This window comes from Geomonas sp. Red32 (genome assembly GCF_023652955.1).
GTDB lineage: Bacteria > Desulfobacterota > Desulfuromonadia > Geobacterales > Geobacteraceae > Geomonas.
On record NZ_JAKLOY010000005.1, the window covers coordinates 256,479 to 282,509 of the forward strand.

Genomic DNA, 26,031 nt, shown 5'->3' on the forward strand with positions numbered 1-26,031 from the left:
TAAGGATTATATAGTTTTCTTATCGGCAGGCAACCGCTATTATCAGTTCCAAGCCTGGGAGGGGCGGACGATGGGATCGATTACCAGGGGAAGCGACAGTTACCGCAGGATCAACCTGGCCTTTTTCGTGGCCGGGTTCGTGATCTTCATAACGCTCTACGACATGCAGCCGCTTTTACCGATCTTCACCCGGGAGTTCGGGCTGCACGCCGCCACCGGGAGCCTCCCCCTTTCCGCGGCCACCTGCTCGCTCGCCATCGCCATGCTCTTCGCCGGGAGCCTCTCCGAGAGCCTGGGAAGAAAACGGATCATGGTCGCCTCCCTCTTCGCCACCGCCACCCTCGCCCTCTTCACCTCGTTCACCCACAGCTTCGCACTGCTGGTCGCCTTGAGGCTTTTGCAGGGGGTGGCCCTGGCCGGGCTTCCGGCGGTGGCGATGGCCTATCTCAGCGAGGAGATGGCCCCTAGCGCGCTCACCTCGGCCATGGGCCTCTACATCGCCGGCAACGCCATCGGCGGGATGACCGGCCGCATCTTCACCGCCACCGTCGCCGAACAGTGGTCCTGGCGCCTCGCCCTCACCATTATCGGCGTTGCCACCCTCCTCCTCTCCGCCGCCTTCGCCCGGCTCCTCCCCCCTTCGAGTGACTTCCGCCCCCGCCCCTTCGAGGTCGGCTACCTCTTCACCTCGCTCTTCCGGCAGCTTCGGGATCCCGGCCTCCTCTGCCTATATGGGATCTCCTTCCTGGTGATGGGGAGCTTCGTGACCCTCTACAACTACATCACCTTCCGGCTCCTGGCTCCCCCCTACTCCCTCGGGCACGGCCGGGTCAGCTGGATCTTCCTCGTCTACCTCGCCGGCTCCTTCAGCTCCTCGCTGGTGGGGCGGCTGGTGGAGCGCTTCGGCCGCAGCCGGATGCTCGCCTGCTGCCTGGCGGCCATGGCGGCCGGGGGAGCGGTCACCCTGGCCCAGCCGGTGGCGGTCGTCGTCACCGGTATCGGGATCTTCACCTGCGGGTTCTTCGGCGCCCACACCATCGCCTCCAGCTGGGTGGGGGCGAGGGCCAAGAGCGCCCGGGCCCAGGCGGCTTCCCTCTACCTCTTCAGCTACTATCTCGGGTCGAGCGTCTCGGGTACGGCGGGAGGGTTTCTCTGGAGCAGCAGGGGATGGGAAGGGGTCATCGTGCTCATCCTGGCGCTTTTGGCCTGCGCGGCGCTCTTAGCGAGGCGGCTCACGGTGCTCGCGGCGCCGGCCGGCGAGGAAGTACCGGCCGCGGCACCCACCGCGGTGGAAGGATAATCTAATCCAATCACGCTTAAGTTTACGGGGGTGGGGTCGATATATCTGGTGTAGGCAGCAAAGGAGCAAAGCCATGCCAGATCTTATATATCTCGCAAACGGGATCTCGATACCGGTCGAGATGCTCTCCACCTGGGAGCGCCTGGCCGAGTTCGCCACCATCCACGGAAGGGTCTTCGAAGCCGACCTCATGCAGCTGGGCGTCAACCTGCGCCCGATCTTCAGGTTGAACTCCTCCATCGGGGGAGAGCAGGCCATCGCCTTCGGTACCGCCACCTCCTCCACCCTGCAGTTCGTGCTCCGCCCGGACATCTACCGGGCCATGATCGGCACCACCAGCAACTGATCCCTCCCCATCAAACCCGCCCGTCGTTCATGGTTGCCCGGTAGCGCTGGGCGACGAACTGGATGTGGTCCCTCAGCACGTAGAACTGCTCGGCGAAGGCCAGCGGCACCTTCATCCTGTTCACCTGCACCTCGATCTCGTCGAGTTTACTCAAAAGCTGGATCCGCTCCTCCGGGGTGGGGTTGTCGAGGATGGTCCTCTCCAGGGCGATCAGGGCACCGTACCAGCGGTAGATGCGCGACCTGATCCGCCAGTTGTAGATGGCCGGGAGGAGCTTGAAGCCGGGGATCAACAAGACCACCACCGGGACGACGACCACCGCCAGCCGGTCCATCAGGCTCGCCAGCCAGAAGGGGAGCCACTTATAGAAGAACCCTTTGCCCGAACTGTAGTAGCGCTTGGCGTCGGAGCTGACCGGGAACTCGTGCTCCAGGGGGGCCGGGAATTCTCCCGCCTTCTGGAAGAGGGTGGAGCGGCCGTGGATCTCGCGGGCGGCCTCGATCAAGAGGTCGGAAAGCGCCGGGTGGAGCCTCTTTCTCGCCACCAGCTCGACGGTCGGGCCGACCAGCTGCACGTCCCGCTCCGGGATATTCTTCCCGAAATCGATCCCCCCCATCGGAAGCGTCATCTTCATCAGGTAGGGCATTTTTCTCGAGTAGGCATCGGCCTGGCTCACATCGAAGAGCCGCACCCCGGGCGCGCGGAGCAGCTTGCGCAAGACCGGCGGAGTGGCCGAGTCCCCCATCAGGAAGATGGCATCGGCCTGGCCGGAGAGAAGCGCGTCCGAGGCATCGCTTCCGGCGAGGGGAACCAGCTGGGTCGTGCCGCCGGGCTCGATGCCGTTGGCCTTCAAGAGGGTCATCGCCAGGGTGTTGGTCCCGCTCCCGTCCGGGCCGACCGCCACCCGCTTCCCTTCGAACTGGGAGAGGATGGAGAGGGGCTTGTCCCCGCGGTAGAAGAGGAGCAGCGGCTGGTGAAAGATGCTCCCGAGCGAGACCAGGTTGCCGATATCGGTGCCGTTCGCCACCCCCCCTTGCACGAAGCCGATATCGACCTTGGAATTGGGATCGGTCAGCCGCCGGAGGTTCTCCAGCGAGCCCGCCGACGGGAGGATCTTCAACTTGATGCCGTTTCTGGCCAGGATCTTCCGGTACTTCTCCGCGTTAAGCATATAGATGCTCCCCGGAGCCCCGGCAGTCATGGTGATGGTGTCCGGCGGCGCGGGGCGGACGTACCAGTAGGCGAGCAGGATGACCAGCACCGTCAAAAGCACCATGGGAAGGGCGGAGACCAGCAGGTCGCGCACCGAGACCCCTACGAAACGAGCGAGCGGCCTTACCTGGAAGAGGTTGCCGCCGGATTTTTCCTGTTTGGTCATGTCAGCCCTTTCCTTTTGAAACTCCGGAGTAATCTACCCTCACCCGGCTCCAGCCACCCTCTCCACCTTAGGGGGATAGGGTATCAACGTTAGCCTCGCGCCGCCCTCTCCCTAAAAAAGGAGGGGTATCGATGATGGCCGCCCAATTGTACGCAATCACGGAAGAATTTCCAGTCCGATCTGCTTGGGCAGCCAAATCCCTTCCCAGCCTCCCCCAACCGGCATCCTCCACCCGCTAAAAGACCAAAGAGACCCGAAATTGTACTTACTGCGATTTTATGACTTTAGTCAAGGTCGCCAAAGCCAACCGGGGGTAAGGTCGCATCATCGAAACGCGGTACGGAGCACCAATTACCTGAGTCTCCGCCACGGTAACCGGCAAGGAAGCCGATAAAAAAACAGATGGCGCTCCAGGCGGAGCCCCGGGAGAAATCAATGATCGACAAAGTCAAAAGCTTCTTCGGATTTAACAACTCAACCAACAACGCAGCAATCAAGGAGGAGAAGATGGACATGTTTTGCTTTCAGTGCGAGCAGGCCGCCAACGGCGGGTGCTCCAAGGTAGGTGTGTGCGGTAAGCAGCCGGAAGTGGCAGCCCTCCAGGATCTCCTGGTCTACGCCATGAAAGGGATCGCCTTCTGGGCCGACAAGGCCCGCCAGAAAGGCGCCAAGGACGCCGAGATCGACCGCTTCATGCTGGACGGTCTCTTCACCACCGTCACCAACGTCGACTTCGACGCCGAAGAGATCGCCAAACTGGTCCGCGACGCCGCCCACCAGCGTAACCGCGCCCAGGCCCTCTTCGAGAAGGTCAACGGCGCTCCCTACACCGGTCAGGTCCCCGAAGCCGCCCAGCCGTTCGCAGCCGGCACCACCGCCGAACTGGTCGCCCTCGGCGCCCGCCACGGCGTGAAGGATTCCTCCATCGACCCGGACGTGAAATCGGTCCAGGAGATCATCATCTACGGCATCAAGGGCTACGCCGCCTACGCCCACCACGCCCTGGTGCTCGGCCAGGAGAACGACGAAATCTACGCCTACACCCACAAGGCGCTGGCCGCCACCCTCGACAAGAGCCTCGGCCTGATGGACTTCGTCGGCCTCGCCATGGAGTGCGGCAAGACCAACCTGACCACCATGGCGCTCTTGGATAAAGCCAACACCGACGCCTTCGGCCACCCGGTCCCGACCCCGGTCCAGCTCGGCACCAAGGCAGGCAAGGCGATCCTGGTCTCCGGCCATGACCTCCGCATGCTCGAGGAGCTCCTCAAGCAGACCGAAGGCAAAGGGATCAACATCTACACCCACGGCGAGATGCTCCCGGCCCACGGCTACCCCGGCCTCAAGAAGTACAGCCACCTGGCCGGCAACTTCGGCGGCGCATGGCAGGATCAGGCGAAGGAATTCGTCAACTTCCCCGGCGCCATCATCTTCAACACCAACTGCATCCAGCGCCCGGCCGAAAACTACAAAGACCGTCTCTTCACCTGGGGCCTCGTGCAGTGGCCGGACGTCAAGAACATCAACGGCATGGACTTCACCCCGGTCATCGAGAAGGCCCTCGCCCTCCCCGGCTTCGAAGAGGCTCCGGGCAAAGAGATCCTCACCGGCTTCGGCCACAACGCCGTGATGGGCGTGGCAGGCCAGGTCATCGACGGCGTCAAGTCCGGCGCCATCCGCCACTTCTTCCTGATCGGCGGCTGCGACGGCGCGAAGAGCGGCCGTAACTACTACACCGAGTTCGCCGAGAATGTGCCGAACGACTGCGTGATCCTGACCCTGGCCTGCGGCAAGTTCCGCTTCAACAAGCTCGACTTCGGCGACATCGGCGGCATTCCGCGCCTGCTCGACATCGGGCAGTGCAACGACGCCTACTCCGCGATCCAGATCGCCGTGGCCCTGGCCGGCGCCTTCAACTGCGGCGTCAACGACCTCCCGCTCTCCTTCATCCTCTCCTGGTACGAGCAGAAGGCGGTGGCGATCCTCTTGACCCTGCTCCACCTCGGCGTGAAGAACATCAAGCTGGGACCGACCCTGCCGGCCTTCATCACCCCGAACGTGCTGAACTTCCTGGTCGAGAACTTCAACATCGGTCCGATCGGCACCGCCGAAGGCGACCTCAAGCAGATCCTCGGCTAAACCGGTTCCCGTAAGGGACCAACGCACAAAAAGGAAACCGCGGTCCCATTCATCAGGGGCCGCGGTTTTCTTTTTTACCCTACGAGATCCCCGGCGTCACCGTCCGAGGCGCTCTTGCACAGGCCCCGTTACACGCCGCCGACTGGGCATTTCCACATAATCCTTTACACGCCCAGCAGGACTGTTGCAGGTGTTGTCGGTCGCAGGTGACTAGTTGCCGGCTGCAGGTGACTAGTTGTGTGCCACTCGCGGTAAGTTGTGGCGTCAGCGACTCAACGAACTGACCAGCGTCCCCCTCCCCTACCCTGGCTCAACCTAACGGCTACGCTTCCGGCATCTCGATAAGAACCTGGTCGTCGGCCACCACGCGGGCCACTACCTTCCGCGCTTCGAAGGTGCAGGTTGCCTCTTCGATTTTCAACCCGAGATTCTCCAGCCCCAGATTCAGTTCCGCCACGACCGGTTTCAGATAGTCCCTGAGGTCCTGGTCCCTTTCAGGCGGCGACAGCCAGACCATCCGGGCAGCGCTTTCAACCAGCTGCCGCCTCACTGCTAACGGCAACTGGTCCTGGTAACTGATGAAATGTTCATAGAGCCGCTGCCACCCGGCAAGTTCCATGACGTAGCCCAAGGCGAGCGTTAGCCGGCAGACCCCCACCCCGTTTTCACCATCGGGGAAAAATGCTTCTACCCGGAAGGGGCGGTCGAAAAGGGCCCAACTCGGCAACTCCACGATTTTCTGCCCCCGCGAAACGAAATCAAACCGGTCCCGCGCCGTCTTCTCGGGGATGAAAAAAACCACCTTGTCGTCGCGCACCACCACCGAATTGGCCGGTATTCTGACCCGAATCAGTCCGTAGTATAAAACGAGCACCATCAGGACCAGGAAAATGACCGCGGCCGTCCATTGATCGTGGGCAAGGGTATAGACCACTCCGACCAGCAGCGGTAACAGCAGCATGTAAAAAATCATCCGTCCGAAGAACCAGATCAGTTTCTGAATGAACATCGAAGGACCTCCTTGTACTGAACCTGGCCCCTTCTCACCTGCGCTGAAACAAGTCTATTCAACCTTGTTCAGTTTCTCAAGCCCCCTGTCACCGGTTTGGCCGGGTCCTGCCTCCTTGGAAAATCCTCGGGCCTCACAGGGTATCAACTTCTCAACACCCGGTCCCACTCGGCCTCCGTGTCCCTAAGTTGTCAATATATCACGGCCTGTCCCCATCGCCTCCCTATGGTGACACGTCTGGGTTCCGTCCTTACCTCTCTAGTTCAAAAACAGACCCACCGCAAAAACTATTATACAAAGCACTAACATTAATCCCCAATCACGTCCTTGTAACTTGAATATCGCCACGGGGGTTAACATGTACTTGTATGACAGCCCCTGTCGCTTGAGAGAAAGTGCCAGAATTAGGTTCGCTCCACTCAGCCATAATGCAGCAGGAACAAAAAAATCGTTGCCCATCTCTTTTTTCCTCATCCAACAATATGTTGATCGGTATCAGGTGTAGGTGATTTGTCACCTCGTATTGGTGACTCTGTCGCTTGGGGAGGCGCTCGGTGAAGCAGGGCTCCCTCAAATTGGGGGGAAATGTATAGAGTTTCTTCACGGTTGTCAAAGGGGATGTTGGGGGCTGGTGGGAGTGCAGGGAGGGCGATGGGAGTTTTTGCAAGACGTACCCGGTCGGCTATACTTGCTGCGGATTCGCCAGAAAGGCGAATACTTTGAGCGCGGGAGGGGGCAGTGGGAGAACCGGAGCCGAATCTTCTCGTGCAAGCCCCCCTACCATCGGAGAAGGGTTCCCCCGAGTCCGCCCCTTCCAACCTTCCTCAGCGCCGAGAACGGATGGCCTTCCTGGCCGCCGTGATCTTTTTCACCGCATTCTCCCTCTGGCCGATCTGGACCATCCGCTTTCTTCCGATGCAGGACTACCCGCAGCATCTGTTTCTCTCGCACCTCGCCGCCACCTATCACGATCCCGCCTTCAATTGGCCGGCCAATTACACCGTCGATTTCGGTTTCCGCCCCTACCACCTCTGGTACCTCGCGATGGCGGTCCTCACCCTGGCCGTGAAGGCCGAGGTAGCGGGAAAAATCCTCGTTTCGCTCTACATCCTGCTGGTGTCCCGGCTGGCACTCAAGCTACGCCAACTCTCCCCCGGCACCGGAGAGCCGTGGGGCGCCCTCCTCCTCTTTCCGTTTGCCTTCAACCAGATGTATTACCTGGGGTTCCCCAACTTCATCCTCACCCTGCCGCTCGTGTTCCTGGCGCTCCTGGACCTCGATTCCTTCTCCCTCTCGGACGGACGGCTCATACGTCACGGGGCATTATGCCTGGTCATTTTCCTGGCCCATCCTTACGCGGCCCTGGTCTACATGGTACTCGCCACGGTCTGGGTGTGCCCCTTCCCCCCTCTTCGCCGGGATAACGTCGCAAGGCTTCTTCCCGCCCTTGTCATGGCGATCGTCTTCGCGGCGTGGTACCTGACCTCCAATGAGGCGAGCTCGGCCCCCACGAAGGTGCCGTGGGGAATCTCCTGGTGGCCCCTACGGAGGACGGTGGCCTTCTACCTGCTCCCGTTTACCGGGATGCGCATCTCGCACGGCTGCGACTGGATGACCATCGCGGTCTGGAGCGTTCTGGCGGTTACCCTTGGCAGGCTCCTGTGGCTTAGCAGGGTGGGCACTCCGCGCCGGCTCCTGGCCGTCTATATCGCCACCACGGCGGGCTTCCTGGTCCTCCCTTTCTACGCCGGATTCTACACCTACTTCAACCTCCGCCTGGCCCCCTTCTCTTACTTCGCGATGGTCCTCGCGATGACATCCGTACCGGTTCCTCCCCGATCGCGGGTAGGGCTGATCGGCGCCGTTGCCCTGCTTCTCTTTTCCTCCAGCGAGATCCACCGGGCGGTCGCGGCCGAGACGGAGAGCATCCTCCCGGTGCTGTCGGCGATGAAGAAGAACGCTGCCGTTTTGCCGCTCATCGCCGACGGGAGCTCTCGACGGCTCGACGCCACCTTCTTCTCCCAGGCGCATGACCATGACACCGACTACTATCACCTCCTGGTGGGAGGCGGCGTCTCCCCCACCCTCTTTCCCAACGCCATGATGCCGGTGCAGTTGCGTGACGGTTCCTCCCTCCCCCTTCCCGATCCCGTCGCGACCTTTTCCTGGGAGAGACACGGCGCCTGCTACGACTACCTGCTGGCCCGCAACCCGATGCCCGGCCTCCGGGCGATCCTTGCCGAACATTGCACGCTCAAAGCGGTGTCGGGTCCTTGGGAGCTCTACAAAACAAAGGGCCGCATCCCGTAAGAGATGCGGCCCTTTTCGTTGCGGCGGTAGGCAGAGGCTAGAACATGAACCTCGTGATGGTGTAGGCGACCACGGTGGAAACCCCGACCCCGATGAAGCCGGGAATCATGAAGCTGTGGTTCAACAGGTACTTCCCGATCCTGGTGGTGCCGGTCCGGTCCATGTTGATGGCGGCCAGGTCGCTCGGGTAGAAGGCGAAGAAGAAGTAGGCGTAGCTGCACGGCATGAGCCCTAAGAGCAGCGGAGCGGGAAGCCCCAGTGCCAGGCCGAAGGGGAGCATGATGATCAGGGTGGCCGCCTGGCTCTTCACGAAGGCGGAGACGCAGAACATGGCGATCCCGAAGGTCCAGGGGGCGATCTTCACCATCATGCCGATCTTGTCGACGAGGAAGCTCTTGTTGGCGGTCACGAAGGTATCGGACATCCAGGCGATACCGAAGATGGAGACGACGGCTATCATGCCGGCGGTGAAGACGCTGGAGTGGGCGATGTCTTTGGCCTTAACACCCGAGAAGAACATGATGAAGGCGCCGAAGCCGAGCATGATGAACTGGACCACGGTGGTCATCGGGACCGGCTTGCCGGCTGCCAGCGGGAGAAGCTCGGGGTACACCGCGAAGCCGATGATGCTCAGCACGCCGGCGAAGAAGAGGAGCACGGAAACCTTGGCGGTGGTGGTGACTTTCTTGTCCAGGGTGGTGACCGAGCCGTTCAGGGCGGCGGCGAATTCGGGGTCCTTCAGCCTTTCCAGGAACTCGGGATCCTCGTACAGTTCTTTGCCGCGGTTGAAGCTCCATGCTGCGGCAGCCAGCACGCCGATCACGCCCGCCGGCAGGGTAACCATGAGGATGTTGAAGAGGGTGATGGGATGGCCGGTCTTAATGGTGAAGGCCAGGAAGGTGGTGACCGCGGCTGCCACCGGGCTCGCCGTGATCCCCATCTGGGAGGCGACCGAGGAGATCGCCATCGGACGCTCCGGACGGATCTTGGTCTTCAGCGCCACGTCGGCGATGACCGGAAGGAGCGCGTACACCGCATGGCCGGTACCGACGCAGACGGTCAGGAAGAAGGTGGAGAGCGGCGCCAGGATCGTCACGTACTTCGGATGCGCCCGCAGCATCTTTTCGGTCAGCTGCACCAGGTACTCGAGCCCCCCCGCCACTTGCAGGGTCGCCGAGGCGGTCACCACCGCCAGGATGATCAGCATGACCGCGATCGGGGGCTCGGATGGAGCCACCCTGAAAAAGAGCACCAGGACCGAGACGCCCAAGCCGCCGATCAGACCAAGGGCCACGCCCCCTTTGCGCACGCCGAGTAGGATCGCTCCCAGCACCAGCACGAATTGGATCCAGAACATTGCCATTGTCTTCACCTCTCGTTTTAGGCCAGGTCCGTCACCGTCCGGGCCGATTTGGCTCACCGCCACACCCTCATGAGAGCATCAACGGTGCCAAAACCAAGGAAAGAAGCTAAGACGCGGTTATGACGTGGAAAAGAGGAAGAAGCGGCAACAGGCCGGGCGGGGAAGTGGAATAACGAGAGGTTATAGCCGGGCGGGGGCGGAGAAGGTTAACAGGAGCTAAGTGGCGGCAGCAAGCGGAGTTACCGGCGGAGATAACCTGCGGCTATGTTATAACCGCAGGTTATCCCGGTTGGGAACGCATCATCTTGAGCCGCTTGTTGAGGGCAGGCTGGGAGATACCGAGCAGGCGGGCGGCCAGGGTCTGGTTGCCGTTCGCGCGCGCCATCGCCTCCATGACGAGGAAGCAGGCGGCGTCGGCGAAGGTGGGGAGATCGGCGAAGCCTGCAAACGGGTTATCCCGTGGAGCCGGTGCCGGGGCGGGGAGCGACTCGCGGGCCCCTTCCACCGCCTGCACGAAGGCCTCCATGGAGAGCATCCGGTCCCGGTGCAGGCTGACCGCATCGTAGACCATGGCGCGGAGCTCGCGGACGTTGCCGGGAAAGCTGTAGGTGGCAAGGAACTGGGCGAGCCCCTTGGGGGGAGTCGGCTTCTTCTTCCCGAGCGCCTCGGCGGCCTCGGCCAGGAAGTGGTCCAAAAGGAGCGGGATGTCCCCCTTGCGCTCCCTGAGCGGTGGGACCTTGACCTGGTGGGTGCGCAGGCGGAAGTAGAGGTCGCGCCGGAAGGTACCGGCCCCCTCCTTGGCGGCGATGTTCTGGTGGGTGGCCACGATCACCCGCGCCTTGATCCGCTTGGGCTGATCGCTTCCCAGCGGGAAGTATTCCCCCTCCTGCAAGAGCCGCAGAAGCTTGACCTGGGAGGGGATGCTCAGGTCGCCGATCTCGTCCAGGAAGAGGGTGCCGTCGGCCGCCTCCTCGACCATCCCCTTGCGGGGAGCCTCGGCGCCGGTGAAGGCGCCGCGCAGGTGGCCGAAGAGGGTATCGGCGAAGACCGAGTCGTCGAGGCCGGCCACGTTGACGGTGACCAGTTTGCCACGGCAGCCGGAAAGCCGGTGGGCGGCCCGGGCCAAAAGCTCCTTCCCCACCCCGCTCTCACCGGTGATCAGAAGCGGCTGGGGGCTTTTGGCCACCGCCTCCAGGTAGGCGAAGATCCCGAGCATGCCGCGGTCGGCGGTGACGATGTCGGCGAAGACCTCGGGGTGGCGAAGCTCCCCGGAGACCAGGCGGTTCGACATCTCCCGGTAATCCCGCTGCATCTCCAGCACGCGGACCGCCCTCAGCACGCCCCCCACGATCCGGTCCTCTTCGTCGGTCTTGATGAAGTAGTCGAAGGCGCCGAGCTTCATGCAGCGGACCGCGGTCTCCAGCTGGTTCAACCCGCTCACCACGATGGTCGTGATCTCCGGATGGCGCTCGGCGATCGCCTTCAGGAGCTCCTCGCCCGAGAGGTGCGGCATGGTGAGGTCGAGGAGCACCATGCCGATCCCTCCGCCGTCCAGCATCTCCATCACCCGGCGGGAATCGTCGCAGGTGACCAGGTTGGTGAGCCCGGCCACGCTTTTCAGGGTGAGCGAGAGGGAGCGGAGCCAGGTCGGCTCGTCGTCGACCAGGAGGATGCGGAAATTGGGATAGAGGGTAGTTTCGCCGGTCATGCCGATGCCTCCTTGGCGGCGGGGAAGGTCAGGGTGACGCAGGTACCTTCTCCCGGGGTCGATGCGAAGCTCATGCTCCCGCCGTGCTCCTTGACGATCCCGGCGGAGACCGAGAGACCGAGGCCGGTCCCGCCGGAGTCCCGCTTGGTGGTGAAGAAGGGATCGGTCAGCCGGGAGAGATTCTCGGGGGCGATGCCGCTTCCCTGGTCCTCGACCCGCAAATCGATCCGCTCGCCATCGGAGGAGACCCCGGTGCTGACCGTGATCCCCCGCTGGGGGGCGGGGAGGGCCTGGCAGGCGTTGAGGATGAGGTTGACCACCACCTGCTCGATCCTTTGCGCGTTCCCCACCATGGAGGGGAGCGGATCGGTGAGCCGGACGGTGAGGTTGCCGGTGGCCTTGCGGATGGTGGGATCCACCAGCCTGAGCGCGGTCCGCACCACCTCGTTGAGATCCATACCGGCCCGGTCCCCGGCGTCGTCGCGGCGGGCGAAATCCTTCAGATCGTGCACAATCCGCTTGATCCTCTTGGCCCCCTCCTGCATGCCGTCCAGGATGCGGGGGATCTCCTCACGCATCTCCGAGTAGGGGATCCCTCCCAGCGGGAAGTCTCCGTGCTCGTGGTAGTACTCCTCGAGGATCGGGGTGGTGTCCTGGTGCGCCCTTTTGAGGACCGGGATGTCGAGCAGGATGAGACCGGTCGGGTTGTTGATCTCGTGGGCGACGCCGGAAACCAGCACCCCGAGAGCGGCCATCTTGTCCGCCTGCACGAGCTGCTGCTGGTTCAACAGGAGCTCTTCCTGGGCGCGCTGCTTCTCGGCGATCTCGCGGGTGAGGTCGGCGGTCCTCAGCGCCACCTCGTGGTGCAGCGTGCGCGACCAGAGGGCGAAGGCGCCCAAAAGGAGCATGAGGGGGACCACCACGATGGCGGCGTACTTCACCACCATCTTCCAGTCCACCGGGGCGGGCTCCAGCACCCCCAGCCATTTCTCGTAGATCGCCTGCTGCTGCCCGGTTTTCTTCAGGATCGCCAGCCCCTCGTTGAAGCGTGAGATAAGCTCCTGGTTCCCCTTGTCCACGGCGTAGCAGTAGCGCTGGCTGGCAACGTTGCGGATCACCGGCACCAGGTTGGAGAGCTTCAGCTCCCGGATGATGTACATTCCCGGCACGATGGCCACGATGGCATAGTCGGCGCTCCCGGCCGCCACCCGGCGCAGCGCGTCGGCCGGGGTGTCGGTCAGCACCAGTTTGGCGGGAAAACGGATCCCCGCCAGGTAGTCGTGCATGATGCCGCCGCGGTGGACGGCCACCGTTTTCCCCTCCAGGTCGTGAAGAGTGTTGACGTTATGGGAGTCCCGGCGGGCGAAGACCGCGTGGTTGACGATGGTGTGGGGGATGGAGAAATCGACCTCGGCGGCGCGTTCGTCCGAATACGACATCCCCTCCAGGACGTCGACGGTGCCGTTTTGGAGCGCCTCCCGCATCTCCGACCAGGTCCCCAGCCGGAACCGCACCTTCATCCCCATGACTTCGGCGATGGCCTTGGTCAGCTCGACGTTGTAACCGGCGGGACGTCCGTCCTTGTCCAGATATTCGTAAGGGGGATAGTCGCGGTCGCCGCCGACGACGATCACCGAACCGGGAGGATGGTGGTAGACGTCGGGGTGGGCGGTGGCCAGGGTGGGGAAGAGAACGGCCAAAAGCGCCAGCGCCAAGGCAAACAGAAGCCAGGGGGAGGGGATTGCTGCTCCCGGGGAAGTGCGTCGATGGCGGGACGGCGAGGGCAACGGCATGGGTTCTTTCTTCCGCGACGGCGCGGATCTTTCCCTCTGTTTCAAAGGGAGGGCGGTGTGATGATGGGATTAAACGGACCGGGCTACTTATCCTCGTCGGACAGTTCCTGGGTAACGATGCTGTCGCAGATGATTTTCTTGCTGTCACGCATGTCCGAATACTTGAAGCCGCCGCCCAGGGTGGAGGGTGAACAGACGTTGTCGGGAGAGTTGGCGTTGACCAGACAGATTGCGCAAGTGACGGTGGGATTATCAGTCAGTTTCTCTACTTCTTCAATATATCCTTTGCTGTGCAAGTAGCAGATGTGCTGTTCGTGCTTGCCCGCACAGACGCAGGTTATTTTTTTCTCATCCATTTCATGCCTCCGGTACAACCAGTTAAGCGGTCCGTCATCCTTGGAAGCCAAGGTATATAGTAGTCTTTTCCGCCGCCTCTGTCATGCGCGGGCTCTTCGGCGGAGCCCAATTCAGCACCCGCGGGCTCTTCGGAGGAGTCCCCCCTTCAGTCTCCCCTTTGGAAAATGTCTCTCCAAGGACTACGTGGGAAGCCGGGTCCCCCCCTTGTCAAAGGGGGGACTTATAGATGAATCGGCCTCCAGCGGGGCGTCACGGCCTGCGGACGTCGATGGTGACTTTCTGCTTCTTGAGCTCCTCTTTGAGCCGCTTATGCGCCTGCTCGATAAGCATCTGGTGGGTTCCCTCGGTGGGTGCTCCCTCGGCGGGGTGCCGCTGCAGATAAGTTCCGTCGGGCTGCATGTCCCAGGCGGAGCGGTGGTCGGCCTCGTAGCACTCGAGGATGGAGCGGAGCTCGGCGGTCAGCTCGGGCTCGGTGACCGGGCAGAGCACCTCCACCCGCGCCTCGAGGTTGCGCTTCATGGCGTCGGCCGAGGTGATGAAGTACTCCTCCTGCCCGCCGTTTCGGAAGTAGTACAGGCGCGCGTGCTCGAGGAAGCGCCCGACGATACTGACCACCCGGATGTTGTCGGAAAGCCCGGGGATCCCCGGCCGCAGGCGGCAGGTGTCCCGGACGTAGAGATCCACCTTCACCCCCGCCATCGATGCGCGATAGAGCGCCTTGACCGTCTCCCCGTCCTCCAGGGCGTTCATCTTGAGCTGGATGAGCCCGCCCCCGCGCTCGCGGTGCAGCGCGATCTCCCGCTCGATCTTCGACAAGAGCGACTTCTTCAGGAACCTGGGAGCAGGCACCAGCGCGCGGTAGTGACGGTTGGCCGAGAAACCGGTGGTGAGATAGTTGAAGAGCTCGGTGACGTCCTGGGCGATGGTCTCGTCGCAGGTCAAAAGCCCGAGGTCGCTGTAGATGCGGGCGGTCTCGGCGTGGTAGTTGCCGGTCCCGATGTGCACGTAGCGCCTCAAGCCCTGGTAGTCCTGGCGGACCACCAGGATCACCTTGCAGTGGGTCTTCAGCCCCACCACCCCGTAGGTGACGTGGATCCCCGCCTCCTCCATCATCTCCGCAAACCGGATGTTGGCCGCCTCGTCGAAGCGCGCCTTGAGCTCCACCACCACCGCCACCTGCTTGCCGTTTTGGGCGGCCTGGAGCAGGGAATCGACGATGCGGCTTTGGGCCGAGGTCCGGTAGAGGGTCATCTTGATGGCGCGCACCTTGGGATCGTCGGCCGCCTCGCGCAGGAAGCGCTCTACCGAGGTGGAGAAGGAGATGTACGGGTGCTGCAGCACGACGGCGCCGGCGTCCCGGATGGTGTGGAAGATGTTCCGCTTGGTGAGGAGCAGCGGGTGGTCGATCGGGTGATGGGGCGGGTCGTGCAGCCGCGGGTAGTCGAGCTTGGCCAGCTCGAAAAGGTCGCGCATCGCCAGCATGCCCGAGACCTCGAAGACGTCGTTCTCCTCGTCGAGCTCCAGTTCGGCGGCCAGCCTGCCGCGGTGGACCGGGTCCATCCCGGCCTCGATCTCCAGGCGGACGATGGGGGCGAAACGCCGCTCCTTGAGCTCGGACTCGATCATCGCCATCAGGTCGTCCGCCTCCTCCTCGTCCTTCTCCGTGTTGGCGTTGCGGGTGACCCGGAAGATCTCGCAGGCGGCCACGTGCATGCCCGGGAAAAGGGTGTCGAGGTTGTTCCGCATCACCTCTTCCAGGAGGATGAAATGGTCCGCCTTGCCGATCCGGATGAAACGCGGGGAGCCTAAGCCTATCGGGACCTTGACCCGGGCCAGCGTCAGCTCCCGGGACTTCGGGTAGCGTAGGGTCACCAGGAGGTTCAGGGAGAGGTTGGAGATGAACGGGAACGGGTGCGCCGGGTCGATCGACTGGGGAGTCAGCAGGGGATAGATGTTGGTGTAGAAGTGCTCCCGGACGTGCTTCTTCTGTTTGGGGGAGAGAGAGTCGTAGCTTTCGATGACGATCCCCTTCTGCTCGAGGAGGGAGCGCACCGCCTTGAAGGCCTCTTTGGTGCGGCCGTGGATGTCGCGGATGAGGGCCTGGGACTCGAGGACCTGCTGGCGCGGCGTGCGGCCGTCCAAGGTGGGCTCGTGCATCCCGGCGCCGATCTGCTGCTTGAGGCCGCCGATCCTCTTCATCACGAACTCGTCGAGGTTAGAGCTCACGATGGCGATGAATTTGAGCCGCTCCAAGAGCGGCGTGCGGTCGTCGATGGCCTCGTGGAGCACCCGGCGGTTGAACTCCAGCCAGGTCAGCTCGCGGTTGAGATACCACTGGCTGTCGGAGAGGTCGAAGGGAGACTCCGGTGCGGTGGCGGGGCCGGCCTTCTTCGCCCGCGCCCCCTTCTCCTTGGCAGCCTTGGGAGGGGCAGCTTTCGGCTTTCCCACTTTGGCCGGTTTGACGGCCTTCTTCTTGGGAGTCTTGCCGGCGGGAGGTTTCCCCGCCGCCGGAGATGGCTCGGGCTGCGGTGGCATCGGGGCGGCGTCCCCTACCCTCTCGGGCGCCTCCCCTGACGGAATTTCCTTGGAAGCTGAGTTTCCCTCATCGCTGTTCTTGACTAGTTTCAGGATCTTGGTCTCAATCACACATCACTCCATGACACCGTTGATACTTGTAATTCTTACACTATCCCGGTGCAAAGGCAAGGAAACCGGCAACTTTGCTCTCAAGGAAAGGTAAAGAGAACGGCATCGGCGGGCTCATTCATGGAGGGGCAGGATGATCTTCTATAGACGGTGGTGAGATTCAGCCAATCATGGCGGCAGTGAGTCCGGTGCCCTCACCGAAGTCAAAGTCCCCCTTTAACAAGTGAGATTCGAAAGTCCCCCTTGTTAAAGGGGGATTTAGGGGGATTTGCCTCTCGATCACGTCAGTCCGAGGCAAATCCCCCCTGTCCCCCCTTTGACAAGGGGGGGACACGGGTTCACAGTTAATCGGCAAAAAAAAAGCCCCTGCGAACGCGCCGGGGGGGCTTGTTCGACAGGGGCTGTCTTCGGGGAAGAGATGGGGGATCAACGCTGGCGCCTTCCGCCGTCGTGGCCGCCGGGGAGCTTCTTGGCGCGTTTCCTCAGGATCCGCATCACCTCGGTGGCGCTCCACTCCTTCTCTTCCCGTCTCCTCTCCATGATTTCTATGATCGGGTCGGTCCTTCTTTTGAGCTCGTCTTCGTCCATGGCTGCCTCCCGCGGCCGGAAGCTCCGGCCGTGTCAGGATACGGTGCGCTTACGGGGGGTACTCACCACTTCATTATACCGGGCTCACCCGAGGAGACAACGATCAGGCTAGGCGCCACCTCCCAGTACCTTGTAGAGGGTGACCAGGTTGGAGAGCCGGGAGAGCCTCAGACTGACCAGCCCCTGCTCGGCCGAGTACATGGAACGTTCGGCGTCGAGTACCGAGAGGTAGTTGTCGACGCCCCCCTGGTAGCGGGTCTCGGAGAGTTGGTAGCTGACGGTGCTGGAGTTGACCAGCGCCTGCTGGGCGGTCAGCTGGTCGCCGATGGTCCCGTACTGGGCCAGGGCGTCGGAGACTTCCCGGAAGGCGACCTGGATGGTGCGCTCGTACTGGTTGACGGAGATGTCGCGGTCCACCTCGGCGATCTTCAGGTTGGCCTTGTTAAGCCCGGCGTTGAAGATCGGGACGCTGATCTGCGGCAGGAACTGCCAGGCACCGGCGCCGCCGGTGAAGAGGCCGCTCAGCGAGTCGCTGGCGAGCCCCCCCGTGCCGGTGAGGGTGATGCGCGGGAAGAAGGCGGCACGGGCCGCCCCGATGTTGGCGTTGGCACCTTTGAGCACATTCTCGGCGGCCAGGATGTCCGGGCGCCGGGTGAGCACCTCGGAGGGAACTCCCGCGGAGATCTCCTTCAGGACGGTCACCTCGTTGAGCCCCGGCGGCAACAGCTCCGGAGCGACCGGGGCCCCCACTACCAGCTGGAGGGCGTTGAGGTCGGTGGCGATCTGCCCGGTGTAGCGGGCGACGTCCACCCGGGCCGACTCGACCGTGGTGGCGGCGCGGGCCAGGTCGAGCCCGGTGGCCACGCCGAGGTCGAAGCGGCTCTTGGTGATCTTGTAGGAATCCACCTGGGCAACCAGGGTCTCCTGGGCGATCTTCAGCCGCTCTTTATCGGCGGCATAGTTCAGGTAGTCGTTGGCCACCTCCGCCACCAGGCTGATCTGCACGGCCCGGCGGGCCTGCTCGGTGGAGAGGTACTGGTCGAGCGCCTGGTCCTTGAGGCTCTGGATGCGCCCGAAGAAGTCGAGCTCGTAGGAGCTCACCCCGAGGCCGAGGGTCCAGACCTGGCTGGTGACCGCGTTCCCGGAGTTGGTCAGGCTGCCCGGGGTGCGCTGGGCCTGGTAGGAGGCGACACCGTTCACGGCGGGGAACTGCCCGGAGCGCTGGACCTGGTAGAGCGCCTGGGCCCGCTCGATATTGAGCGCCGCCGTCCTCAGGTCGCGGTTGTTCGCGAGCGCGAGGTCGATGATCTTGCGGAGGTTGCCGTCGACGAAGAAATCCTTCCAGGCGAGATCCGAGAGGACCACCCCGTTCGGCGAGGTTCCCTTGTAGGCCGGGCCCGCCGGCCAGGTCGTGGGGACCGGCGCCTCGGGTTTGCTGTATTTGGGTGCCATGCTGGCGCACCCGGAGAAGGAGAGGACGGCGGCCAAAAGCAGGCCGCCTCTCAGGAACTTACGTGTCATATCAGACCACCTCCGTAGCAGCGCCGCTCTCTTTACCCTCGCCGGGGGCCGGGCCATCACCCGACCCCTCCGAGGCAGGGTGAGGCTTCCTGGCGAAGACCCGGGAGACCAGCACGAAGAAGAACGGGATGAAGATCAGGTCGATGAAGGTCGCCGACAACAGACCGCCGGTCACCGCGGTACCGATGGCGTTCTGGGCCCCGGCGCCGGCCCCCTTGGTGAGGGCGAGCGGCAGGGTACCGAAGAAGAAGGCCAGCGAGGTCATGATGACCGGGCGGAGCCTGATCTTGACCGCGGTGAGGGTCGCCTCCACGAGACCGAGTCCATGATGCATCTGGTCCTTGATGAACTGGATGATCAGGATGGCGTTCTTGGTGGAGAGGCCGACCGTGGTCAGAAGACCGATCTGCAGGTAGACGTCGTTCGGAAGCATGCGGAGCTTGACGGCGGTAACCGCGCCGACCAGGCCCAGCGGAAGCATCAACAGGTTGACGAACGGGATGGTCCAGCTCTCGTAGAGGGCCGCCACGCTCAGGAAGACGACGATGAGCGAGATGGCGTAAAGGGCAGGAGCCTGAGCGCCCGCGTTCTTCTCCTCGTAGGAGAGGTTGGTCCACTCGTAGCCGATCCCCGGCGGAAGCTGGGCGGCCATCTTCTCCATCTCGGTCATCGCCTCGCCGGTACTCACCCCGGGAGCCGCCTGACCCATGACCTCGACCGACGGGATGCCGTTGTAGCGCTCGAGGCGCGGCGAGCCATACTGCCACTTCGCGTTGGCGAAGGCGGAGAAGGGGACCATGTCGCCGGTCTTGTTGCGGACGTACCAGCGGTTGATGTCGTCGGGCACCATCCTGAAGCGGGCGTCGGACTGCAGGTAGACCTTCTTCACGCGCCCGTTCTGGATGAAGTCGTTCACGTAGGAGCTACCCCAGGCGGTGGAGAGGAGGCTGTTGGCGTCGTCCAGGGAGACCCCGAGGGCTCCGGCGCGGGCGTCGTCGATGTCCAGCTTGAACTGGGGGGAATCGTCCTGCCCGTTGGGGCGCACCGCCACCAGTTTCTTGTTCTTCATCGCCATGCCGAGGAGCTGGTTGCGCGCCTCCATGAGCTTCGCGTGGCCCAAGCCCCCGCGGTCCTGCAGCTGGAAGTCGAAACCGTTGGCCTGGCCGAGCTCGACCACCGCAGGGGGCGGGAAGGCGAAGGCGAGGCCGTCTTTGAACTTCCCGAAGGCCCCCATGGCGCGGCCGACGATGGCCTTCACCCTCTTGTCGGGGGTCTTGCGGTCCTTCCAGTCCTTGAGCTTGACGAAGGCAAGCCCCATGTTCTGGCCGCGGCCGGCGAAGCTGATGCCGGCGACGGTGAGCACCGAGTCGACGGTGTCCTTCTCCTTGGTCTCGAAGTAGTGCTGGAGATCGGTCAGCGTGTTCATGGTGCGCTCCATGGTAGCGCCCGGAGGGAGCTGCACCATGCAGTAGAAGAAGCCCTGGTCCTCATCCGGAAGGAAGGAGGAGGGGAGGTGCAGGAAGAGGAAAACCATGCAGGCCACTACCGCGCCGTAGGAGACCAGGTAGCGGATGGGCTTGGCGAAGGAGCGGCCGACGATCCCCTCGTACTTGCCGCGGCAGAAGTCGAAGAGGCCGTTGAACCGGCGGAAGAAGCCGGCGAACCAGCCGTTCTCGCCTGGCAGGTGCCCCTTGGCTACCGGCTTCAAGAGGGTGGCGCAGAGGGCCGGTGTGAGTGTCATGGCCACCGTAACCGACAGGATCATCGCCGAGATGATGGTGATGGAGAACTGGCGGTAGATGACGCCGGTGGAGCCGCCGAAGAAGGCCATCGGGAGGAAGACGGCGGTGAGGACGGTCACGATCCCCCAGAGGGCGGAGGTGATCTGCCCCATCGACTTGATGGTCGCCTCCTTTGGTGGAAGCCCCTCCTCGGTCATGATCCTTTCCACGTTCTCGACGACGACGATGGCGTCGTCGACCAATAGGCCGATGACGATGACCAGGGCGAACATGGTCAGGGTGTTGATCGAGAAGCCGCCCGCCTTGAGGACGCCGAAGGTACCCAAAAGCACGACCGGGACCGCGATGGTCGGGATGAGGGTGGCGCGGATGTTCTGGAGGAAGAGGAACATGATCAGGAAGACCAGGACGACCGCCTCGACCAGGGTGTGGACCACCTCCTCAAGAGAGATCTTCACGAACGGGGTGGTGTCGTACGGGTAGACCACCTTGACGTTCTGCGGGAAGTACTTGGAGAGCTCGTCCATCTTGGCCTTGATCCGGTTGGCGGTATCGAGCGCGTTGGCACCGGCCGCCAGACGGATCGCCATGGCGCCGACCGGTTTCCCCTTGTAGAAGGACTGGATGTCGTAGTTCTCGGTGCCGATCTTGCACTCGGCGACGTCCTTCAGCCTGACGACGGAGCCGTCCGGGTTGGTGCGGACCACGATCTCCCCGAACTGCTCGGGGGTCTGCAGCAGCGTCCGCGCGGTGATGGTGGCGTTCAGCTGCTGCCCCTGCATGGCCGGGATGCCGCCGAACTGGCCGGCGGAGACCTGGGCGTTCTGGGCGGTGACCGCGGCGGCGACGTCGGCGTTGGTCAGGTGGTAGCTGTTGAGCTTGTCCGGGTTCATCCAGATGCGCATGGCGTTCTGTGCGCCGAAGATCTGCAGCTCGCCAACCCCTTCCAGACGGCTCACGATGTCCTGGACGTTGGAAACCAGGTAGTCGGTGAGGACGTTACGGTCGAGCGCCCCGTCCTCGGAGACGAGGCCGACGATGATCAGGTAGTTCCTGGTCGACTTGACCACCTGGATCCCCTGCTTCTGCACGATCTGCGGCAGGAGGGGGGTGGCCAGCTGGAGCTTGTTCTGGACCTGGACCTGCGCGATGTTCGGGTCGGTGCCGGCCTTGAAGGTAAGGTTGATGGACACCGCACCGGACGAGTCGGAGGTGGAGGACATGTAGATCAGGTTGTCGATGCCGTTTAACTTCTGCTCGACGACCTGGGTCACGGTGTCCTGCACCGTCTGGGCCGAGGCGCCGGGGTAGACGGCGTTGATGGTGATCTGGGGAGGCGCGATCGGAGGATACTGGGAGACCGGCAGGGTTTTCACTGCCAAAAGGCCCACCAGCATGATCATGATCGCGATAACCCAAGCGAAGATCGGGCGGTTGATAAAGAAACGAGGCATCTGCAAGCTCCTTGTTCGATTTACTTCTTAGCCTGGGCCGCGGGCTGGGCAGCGCCTTGCGGAGCGGCACCCGGCTGGCCCAGAGCGCCCATGGCGGCAGCGCTCTTCGGCACGAAGGGGACCGCCTTGACGGTGGTGCCGGGGCGGCCTTTCTGCTGCCCTTCCACGATGACCTTGTCGCCCGGCTTGAGGCCGTCGTCCACCAGCCACTTGTCACCCACCGCGCGGGAGACCTTCAGCGGACGGGGCGCCACTTTGCTGTCGGCGCCGACCACGAGGGCTACCGCATTCCCCATCTGGTCGCGGGAGACCGCCTGCTGCGGCAGCAGGATGGCGTTGGAGACCACCCCTTCCTCGACCTGCGCCCTCACGTACATCCCGGGGAGGAGCTGGTTTTTCGGGTTGGGGAAGACGGTGCGCAGGATGACCGAGCCGGTCCCCTGGTCGACGGTCACGTCGGAGAACTTGAGCGCGCCATCCAGCGGATAGCGGCTGCCATCCTCGAGGAGGAGTTTGACCTTGGCCTGGCCCGCGCCGCCCTTCTGAAGCCTGCCGGCCGCCACCGCCTGCCGCATCCGCAACAGGTCGGAGGTCGACTGGGTCACGTCCACGTAGACCGGGTCGAGCTTCTGGATGGTCGCGAGCGCGGTGGCCTGGCTGGCGGTCACCAGGGAGCCGGTGGTCACCGAGGAGCGGCCGATGCGCCCTGCGATCGGGGCGGTCACCTTGGTGTAGTTAAGGTTGATGCTGGCGGTCTGCAGGTTGGCCTTGGCGGCCTCGACCTCGGCCTCGGCGGTCTTCACCGCGGCGGCCGCGTCGTCGTAATCCTGCTTGCTGACCGCATTGGTGGCGACCAGCTGGCGGTAACGGTCGGCCTTCAGCTTGAGCGGAATGAGGTTGGCCTCGGCCTTGCCGACCGCCGCCTTGGCGCTCGCGTAGGCCGCCTGGTAAGGGGCGGCATCGATCTGGTAGAGGACCTCGCCGGCCCTGACGTCCGCACCCTCGGTGAAGAGGCGTTTCTGGATGATGCCGTTAACCTGGGGACGCACCTCGGCCACCAGGTAGGCGGAGGTCCGCCCGGGGAGCTCGGTGGTGAGGGATACGGTCTGCGGCTGGACCTCCACCACGGAGACCTCGGGGGGGCCGCTCGGCGGGGGAGCCCCGGCGGTCGCGCTCTGCTTGCCGCAGCCGCTGGTCAATAGGGCCAAGGTCGCAACCACCGCCCCAAGATAGCCGAATCTGTTCAACTTTTGCATGCTACACCTCATCCTTTGATGAAAATGGTAATGCCCGGCCGTAGAGGGCCGGGCGTACAGGGTTACGAGATCATTTCTTCCGCGGGTAGAAGCAGACCGCGATGATCAGAATCCAGGTGATCGCCACCGCTACCGGCAGCAGTTTAACCAGCATCGACAGGTTCCTTTCTTATATGGCTACCGCCTTCCAGCAGCCGTCGATGGCCTGCTCCAGCATGTCGTCATCGAGGGCGATGAAGCCGAGGTTGTGGTCCCGGGAGATGTAGATGAGCGGCCCGAGAGCCAGGGCTATCAGCACCGGGGTCGGGAGGTCCCGGACCGCCTTGTGCTCCTGTGCCTCGCTGAAGATATCCCGGCAGAGGTTGCTTTGCTTGCCGAGCAGCATCTCCTTGCGGAAAGCGACGCCGTAGGGGGAGTTGTGGAACTGCTCCACGAAACGGAATTCCATGGGGGACGAGGTCCACCAGTCGACCAGCACCCGCGCCAGGTGGAAGAACTTCTCCCTGGGGGTCCCCTGCTCCGGGTACCCGTCCAGAGCCCTCGCGCGGAGACGGTCGTCAAGCTCGCTGTAGGTCGCCCCGATCAGGGCGTCCTTGTTCTCGAAGTAGCGGTAGATGGTCCCCGCCGCCACTCCGGCCCGTTCGGCGACCATGGCCATCGGAGCGCCGTGGAAGCCGTTCTCGCTGACCAGCTGCACGGTGGCCCTGATGATGGCCGCCCTTTTTTCGCTGCAATCCATACTGCACCCAACCATCGGCGTCTACCCCACTGAATGAACGTTCATTCTTGGATATACTTTTGTGCCGTGCATGTCAATCATTAAAATGTGAACGTTGACTAAAACGATGCGGGGCAAGAGTATCGCGGAGTTGCGGAGGACTATCCCTTTGCTCCCGTGGGGGAGAGGGTGGCCGAAGGCCGGGTGAGGGAAAATTTTAAAGGGGCGGGGGAGTTGCGACGCAGGGTGGTGGGGGTGTCACCCGCCGGTGACCCGCTCGACGATCCGGAGGATGTCGGAGGCGAGGTACGGCTTTTTGAGGCAGCCGGCGAAACCGAAATTCTTCCACTCGGCGAGGGCCAGGTCGTTCGAATACCCGGTCGAGACGATCAGGCGGGCGTTGGCATCCAGCTCGAGGAGCCTCGCCGCCGCCTCCTTCCCTCCCATCCCGCCGGGAATGGTGAGGTCGAGGATCACCGCCGAATACCCCTCCCCCTTCTCCAGGGCCTGGCGGTACATGGCGATGGCCTGCTCCCCGTTGAAGCAGGTCTCCACCGCATACCCGAAGCGGCCCAAGAGATCGGCCGCGAAACGGCAGATCATCTCCTCGTCGTCCATCACCAGGACCTTCCCGGTCCCGGTGCGCTCCGCGAGGGGCTCCGGAGGGAGAGCGGGGCCTTCCAGGAGGGGCTCCCCGGAAGCCGGCAGGACCACCGTGAAGGTGGTGCCACTGCCGGGGGTGGAGGCGACCAGGATGGCCCCGCCGTGCCGGGAGACGATGGAGTGGGTCGAGGCAAGCCCGAGCCCGGAGCCCCCCGGCTTGGTGGTGAAATAGGGATCGAAGATCTTGTTGAGGTCGGCCGGGGAGATCCCCTCCCCCTGGTCGATGAAACGAAGCTTGACGTAGTCGCCCCCGGGAAGGTTGTAACCGTTCCCCTCCTCCAGGCTGAGGAGATCTCCCTGGATGGTCAGGATCCCGCTCACCGGCATGGAGTGCAGCGCGTTGAGGATGATGTTGTTGAAGGCCTGGCTCAACTGCCCCGGATCGGCCTCGATGGTGGGGAGGGAGGGGGGGAACTGCAGCTCCGCCTGGACGTGGCTCCCCCGTAGCGCAAGGGAGAGCGACTCGTCGATGATGTCGCCGACCCGCAGCGGCTGCTTCATCGGCTCCCCCTTCTTGGCGAAGGTCAGGAGCTGCTTGGCCAGCTCGGCAGCCCGCATCGAGGCCTTTTCCGACTGCTCCAGACACTCCTGCACCTTGGTCCCCGGCTCCACCAGGGCACGGGCGAAGGAGACGTTCCCCATGATGGAGGTGAGGATGTTGTTGAAGTCGTGGGCAATCCCTCCCGCCAGCACCCCCAGGGACTCCAGCTTCTGCACCTTGAGCAGCTGGTCCTGGAGCATCTCCCGCTCGGTGATGTCGGTGAAGAGCTCAATGGTGCGGCCGAGGACCCTCTGGGTGTTGACCAGCACATGCTTGCACGAGCCGTCCCGGCAGGTGATCTTCAGCTCGCGGGTCCGCGCCCGGCGGTGGGAGCCGTTCTCCCCGCGCCCGTCGTGGTTGCCGTTGGACGCCCCGGCGCCGTCGCCGGCACCTCCCAGGTATCCGACCGGGTACCAGTCCTTCAGGCGGGGGTGGTCTTCGGGCCCGTAGCCGAACATCTTGCGGAAGGAGTGGTTCACGTACTCGATCCTCCCGTCCTCGCCGTGCCACCAGACCCCGGCCGGCATGAAGTCGAGCAGCGACTTGAGGGTCCGCTCGTTCTCGGCCAGCGAATCCTCGGCCCTTTTACGGTCCTCGAGCTCGCGGGTGAGGGAGGTGATGATCACCCAGAAAATGAGGGAGAAGGCGAGGAGGCTGAAACCGAAGCCGGAGGTGAGGTCGATGATGCGGTCCTGCGGGGTCTGGAAAGGGACCACCAACTGCGGGTAGTTATACTGCAGAAGGACCAGCGCGCAGTAGTCGGCCACCATCAAAAGGAGCAGGGCGTGGCGGCGCCCTCCCTTGAAAAAGGTCAACGGGTAGAGGGCGGCGGCGAAGAAATAGAAGGCGATGCTCCCCGCGTCCCCCGCGTTGAACATCCAGCAGCCGTTGAGGACCGCCAGCGTCAGCCAGTAATAGCTGGTGATGAAATGGCGCCCGCGCAGCGAAAGCTCGTACAGCCCGAAGGTGATCACGGAATAGACCGCGATGATTTCGTTGAGCTCAACGGGAAGGTCGAGAATGATATTGATGGGGAGAATGACGAAGAGGCAGAGGTTGGCGGCGGTCAAAGTGACCAGGCGGAATAGACGAACCTCGAGTGGGATCTCCTGTCCCTTGACAACGAAGTCCCACAGGTTTTGAAAGAGTCTATCCATTCCGCACCCGAGCCGGGAAAGCCGGCGCATAACAGTGTCCGC

The 26,031-nt window shown here is 63.4% G+C and carries 17 protein-coding genes; 4 read left to right on the forward strand and 13 right to left on the reverse strand.

Annotated features, from left to right (window positions below; genetic code table 11):
* The first annotated feature begins 70 nt into the window (after positions 1–70).
* Together L4X63_RS15020 and L4X63_RS15025 are read left to right on the forward strand one after the other, a co-directional pair.
* Positions 71–1,300: an MFS transporter gene (locus L4X63_RS15020; protein WP_250679462.1), complete on the forward strand. Its 1,230-nt coding sequence runs from the start codon at positions 71–73 to the stop codon at positions 1,298–1,300.
* 73 nt (positions 1,301–1,373) lie between these two features.
* Positions 1,374–1,646, forward strand: coding sequence for a hypothetical protein (locus L4X63_RS15025; protein ID WP_250679463.1), 273 nt, complete (start codon positions 1,374–1,376; stop codon positions 1,644–1,646).
* A 10-nt stretch (positions 1,647–1,656) separates the two neighbouring features.
* Here the strand turns inward: L4X63_RS15025 and L4X63_RS15030 are convergent, their stop codons facing one another.
* On the reverse strand, positions 1,657–3,024 hold the full coding sequence (locus L4X63_RS15030; RefSeq protein WP_250679464.1) for a TAXI family TRAP transporter solute-binding subunit: 1,368 nt from the start codon (positions 3,022–3,024) through the stop codon (positions 1,657–1,659).
* Positions 3,025–3,459: 435 nt separating this feature from the next.
* On the opposite strand from L4X63_RS15030, the gene hcp reads away from it, so the two are divergent.
* A complete protein-coding gene (gene hcp / locus L4X63_RS15035) occupies positions 3,460–5,163 on the forward strand; it encodes a hydroxylamine reductase (protein WP_284694645.1) in 1,704 nt (567 codons plus the stop codon).
* Positions 5,164–5,485: 322 nt separating this feature from the next.
* On the opposite strand, the gene L4X63_RS15040 is transcribed toward hcp, so the two are convergent.
* Positions 5,486–6,172 (reverse strand): hypothetical protein, encoded by a 687-nt coding sequence (locus L4X63_RS15040; protein ID WP_250679465.1) that lies wholly within the window; start codon positions 6,170–6,172, stop codon positions 5,486–5,488.
* An 840-nt stretch (positions 6,173–7,012) separates the two neighbouring features.
* Between L4X63_RS15040 and L4X63_RS15045 the strand changes: the two genes are divergently transcribed.
* Positions 7,013–8,482 (forward strand): hypothetical protein, encoded by a 1,470-nt coding sequence (locus L4X63_RS15045; RefSeq protein ID WP_250679466.1) that lies wholly within the window; start codon positions 7,013–7,015, stop codon positions 8,480–8,482.
* Between the two features lie 37 nt (positions 8,483–8,519).
* On the opposite strand, the gene L4X63_RS15050 is transcribed toward L4X63_RS15045, so the two are convergent.
* The 11 genes from L4X63_RS15050 to L4X63_RS15100 all read right to left on the reverse strand — a co-directional run bounded on the left by L4X63_RS15050 (position 8,520) and on the right by L4X63_RS15100 (position 25,989).
* Positions 8,520–9,845, reverse strand: coding sequence for an anaerobic C4-dicarboxylate transporter (locus tag L4X63_RS15050; protein WP_250679467.1), 1,326 nt, complete (start codon positions 9,843–9,845; stop codon positions 8,520–8,522).
* Between the two features lie 280 nt (positions 9,846–10,125).
* Complete coding sequence (locus tag L4X63_RS15055) at positions 10,126–11,553, reverse strand: sigma-54-dependent transcriptional regulator (RefSeq protein ID WP_250679468.1); 1,428 nt, start codon at positions 11,551–11,553, stop codon at positions 10,126–10,128.
* Positions 11,550–13,346, reverse strand: coding sequence for a transporter substrate-binding domain-containing protein (locus L4X63_RS15060; RefSeq protein ID WP_502799916.1), 1,797 nt, complete (start codon positions 13,344–13,346; stop codon positions 11,550–11,552). Before L4X63_RS15060 ends, L4X63_RS15055 begins: the two co-directional genes overlap by 4 nt.
* A gap of 83 nt (positions 13,347–13,429) precedes the next feature.
* Positions 13,430–13,702, reverse strand: a complete 273-nt coding sequence (locus L4X63_RS15065; protein WP_250679469.1) for a hypothetical protein — start codon at positions 13,700–13,702, stop codon at positions 13,430–13,432.
* A gap of 250 nt (positions 13,703–13,952) precedes the next feature.
* A complete protein-coding gene (ppk1, locus tag L4X63_RS15070) occupies positions 13,953–16,238 on the reverse strand; it encodes a polyphosphate kinase 1 (RefSeq protein ID WP_250679582.1) in 2,286 nt (761 codons plus the stop codon).
* Between the two features lie 537 nt (positions 16,239–16,775).
* The gene (locus L4X63_RS15075; protein WP_250679470.1) at positions 16,776–16,937 is read right to left on the reverse strand and encodes a hypothetical protein; all 162 of its coding nucleotides are present in this window, start codon (positions 16,935–16,937) and stop codon (positions 16,776–16,778) included.
* A gap of 108 nt (positions 16,938–17,045) precedes the next feature.
* A complete protein-coding gene (locus L4X63_RS15080; protein WP_250679471.1) occupies positions 17,046–18,458 on the reverse strand; it encodes an efflux transporter outer membrane subunit in 1,413 nt (470 codons plus the stop codon).
* Position 18,459: 1 nt separating this feature from the next.
* A complete protein-coding gene (locus tag L4X63_RS15085; protein WP_250679472.1) occupies positions 18,460–21,654 on the reverse strand; it encodes an efflux RND transporter permease subunit in 3,195 nt (1,064 codons plus the stop codon).
* Between the two features lie 20 nt (positions 21,655–21,674).
* Positions 21,675–22,910: an efflux RND transporter periplasmic adaptor subunit gene (locus tag L4X63_RS15090; protein WP_250679473.1), complete on the reverse strand. Its 1,236-nt coding sequence runs from the start codon at positions 22,908–22,910 to the stop codon at positions 21,675–21,677.
* A gap of 169 nt (positions 22,911–23,079) precedes the next feature.
* Entirely contained in the window at positions 23,080–23,649 is a 570-nt protein-coding gene (locus L4X63_RS15095) for a TetR/AcrR family transcriptional regulator (RefSeq protein ID WP_250679474.1), read from the reverse strand.
* A gap of 237 nt (positions 23,650–23,886) precedes the next feature.
* Entirely contained in the window at positions 23,887–25,989 is a 2,103-nt protein-coding gene (locus tag L4X63_RS15100) for a hybrid sensor histidine kinase/response regulator (RefSeq protein ID WP_250679475.1), read from the reverse strand.
* Between the last annotated feature and the right edge of the window lie 42 nt (positions 25,990–26,031).